The sequence below is a fragment of the Acinetobacter sp. YH12102 genome (genome assembly GCF_013419125.1).
GTDB classification, from domain to species: Bacteria; Pseudomonadota; Gammaproteobacteria; order Pseudomonadales; family Moraxellaceae; genus Acinetobacter; species Acinetobacter pseudolwoffii.
The window spans coordinates 1-2,365 of sequence record NZ_VPAS01000046.1 but is presented as its reverse complement, the minus strand read 5'-3'; the positions used below and the strand labels follow the sequence as shown (position 1 = coordinate 2,365).

3 protein-coding genes and 1 pseudogene are annotated in these 2,365 nt (G+C 34.0%); 2 read left to right on the top strand and 2 right to left on the bottom strand.

The window, feature by feature from the left end; all coding sequences use genetic code 11:
• Positions 1–184: 184 nt before the first annotated feature.
• Both FTU42_RS14690 and FTU42_RS14685 read right to left on the bottom strand, forming a co-directional pair.
• Positions 185–715 (bottom strand): annotated as a pseudogene (locus tag FTU42_RS14690) (recombinase family protein); the annotation flags it as partial.
• Positions 716–905: 190 nt separating this feature from the next.
• Positions 906–1,496 carry a hypothetical protein gene (locus tag FTU42_RS14685; protein WP_180083722.1) on the bottom strand — a complete coding sequence of 197 codons (591 nt, stop codon included), beginning with the start codon at positions 1,494–1,496 and terminating at the stop codon, positions 906–908.
• A gap of 187 nt (positions 1,497–1,683) precedes the next feature.
• Between FTU42_RS14685 and FTU42_RS14680 the strand changes: the two genes are divergently transcribed.
• Both FTU42_RS14680 and FTU42_RS14675 read left to right on the top strand, forming a co-directional pair.
• A complete protein-coding gene (locus FTU42_RS14680) occupies positions 1,684–1,929 on the top strand; it encodes a type II toxin-antitoxin system RelB/DinJ family antitoxin (RefSeq protein WP_180083719.1) in 246 nt (81 codons plus the stop codon).
• Complete coding sequence (locus FTU42_RS14675) at positions 1,919–2,212, top strand: type II toxin-antitoxin system RelE/ParE family toxin (protein ID WP_180083716.1); 294 nt, start codon at positions 1,919–1,921, stop codon at positions 2,210–2,212. Before FTU42_RS14680 ends, FTU42_RS14675 begins: the two co-directional genes overlap by 11 nt.
• Positions 2,213–2,365 lie beyond the last annotated feature (153 nt).

The window sequence follows — 2,365 nt, the reverse complement described above, 5'->3', positions numbered from 1 at the left end:
GCCGAGCCGTAAAGCTCAGAAAGCTGTTATTGGACAAAGAAATTTAAATCCTGTGCTTGACTCTTGTGGTTAAAAACAGGACATTTTAAATGGTTTATCGCATAGACATTTTAATTGGTGAATAACATTCGTTGTAACTCCAAAATAGAAATGTCCGGTTTCTCCAAAGTAAAAATGTCCGCTTTTAGATAACTTTAGCAACTCGATAGACAGTTGCAACTCCACAATTCACTGCTTTGGCAATTTCTTCCTTAGTCATATTGCCAGCTGCTAGCAATTCTTTTATTCGTTTGTGCTTAGCCTCATTGGCTTTCTTACCTGTTGGCTTGTAACCTGAACGTGCCAGGCCCTGCTTAATACGTTCTATACGTTTCTCATTGTCTAGGCGAGCCATTGTTGCCAGGAGATCAATCAACATATTGTTGATGAGTTCCAGGATTGAATGAGTAATGCTGTCACTGGTTTGAATCATTTGGTAGGTAGTAGGAAGATCTGCTACGACTAAACGAAGTCCCTTCTCCTGGATCCTGCGCTTCAGCTCTTGAAAATTTCGTTGGGTTAGGCGTGATAAGCGGTCAATACTTTCAACTAACAAGGTGTCACCTTGATTTGCTTCTGACAGTAGCTTATTCAATTCAGGTCGGTCTAACTTCGTACCACTATAGTTTTCTACGTACACAATGGTTTCACCCAAATTCAAGTTTTGGTTTAGATCCAGCCTTGTTGTATAAATATTTCACAACCATATGCTTTTAAATTATTTTATTGAAATTTTTGAATTAAATTAATTAAAATAAAAGGCTTATATGTTTATGCAACAAAGCGATCAGGATATAAAAAATAATTCGGTAGCACGTCAGATTTGAGTGCTACCAAAATATTTACCATCAAAGCTGTTTAGAGAATTATAAAATACTAATTTCCGGATAATTTTCTAGTAAAATTTTTTTAGTGGAAAAAAATAATTCATTAGCACTAGAAAATAAATTTTCAATTCTCTCCGCTAAGATTTTTAGCTGATCAATTGATGGGAAACTTTCGAACTTCTTAAGCTCCTGATTTAAGAGGTTTGTTTCATTTTCAATTTTAATTTTAATACAATTTAATATGTTTAGATCCGAGTCATTTATAGCTTTATCACCATATTTTTCAGCAACCAAGTTAAAAAGGATATTCAAAATATTAATCTCAACTTTCATATATGAACTATATTTCTTGAATAGACCAAGATTTTTATTTTTTATTAACTCATTAATATGTTCTTGATATTCAATTTTTTTCGGCAACAATTCCTCTACTTTATGAATATTTATTGCCGAAATATCTTTATCACCCTTTACATGTTCAACAACTTGTTCAAAACTCTCTTTAACTTGTTTTTTATATTGTTGAGCATGAATAGGAGAAGCTGCATATTCTTCAGATTTTTTAGCAACATCAGCAGTTACATTTTGTAAGGCTTTACCTAAACTACTTAATTCATCCCAAAGCCCCATACTTAAAACTCCTAAACTATATTAATTACTAATGATATAGCGAGCTATTGTATAAGAATGTTGGATCTGTCTGAAAAATTATTCATCTTAAATAGTAGCTATTTAACATAATGGTTGTTATACGAAGTCGACTTGTAATGCAAAATGCATTACAATATTCCTAAAAATTGAATAACTGGGAAATATGATGGCTACTGTTAATTTCAGGATCGATGAATCCCTTAAAGAAAAATCCTATTCTGTCCTTAAAGAACAAGGGATTGCACCTACAGATTTCTTTACTAGTATTCTTGAGTATGTCGCTACAACTGGGAAACTGCCCGTCAAAAAAGCTTTGCTTTCAGAAGAAGATGCTGAATTATTAGCTCTTGTCCGTAAGCGCATTAATGATCCTAAAGAGATGTTTGAGGAAGTCACTTTAGATGACCTATAAGCTTTTACGTCACAAAGACTTTACAGCAGAATGGGAAAAACTCCCTATCGCTATTCGAGATCAATTTAAAAAGAAGCTAGCCAAAGTCATGGAGCAACCACATATTCCAAAGAATATGCTTAGAGGTGATCTTGCAGGCTGCTACAAAATTAAATTATTAAAGGCCGGTGTACGGTTAGTTTATCAAGTCAAAGATGATCAGGTAGTTATCTTGCTCATCACCGTTGGGAAACGAGCCGACAGCATAGTTTATGACGAAGCAAAAAAGCGTATTAAAGACTAAAAATGGGAACTTATAGCTCCCATTTTTGTGTTATTCCCAAGTAGAAATGTCCTACCTAATAACCAAATAGAAATGTCCTATATGGACATTTCCAAGTCAAGCACAGGATTCAGATTTCGTTGTTGAATTGCTGTTTTCTGTGCACGTCTGCTT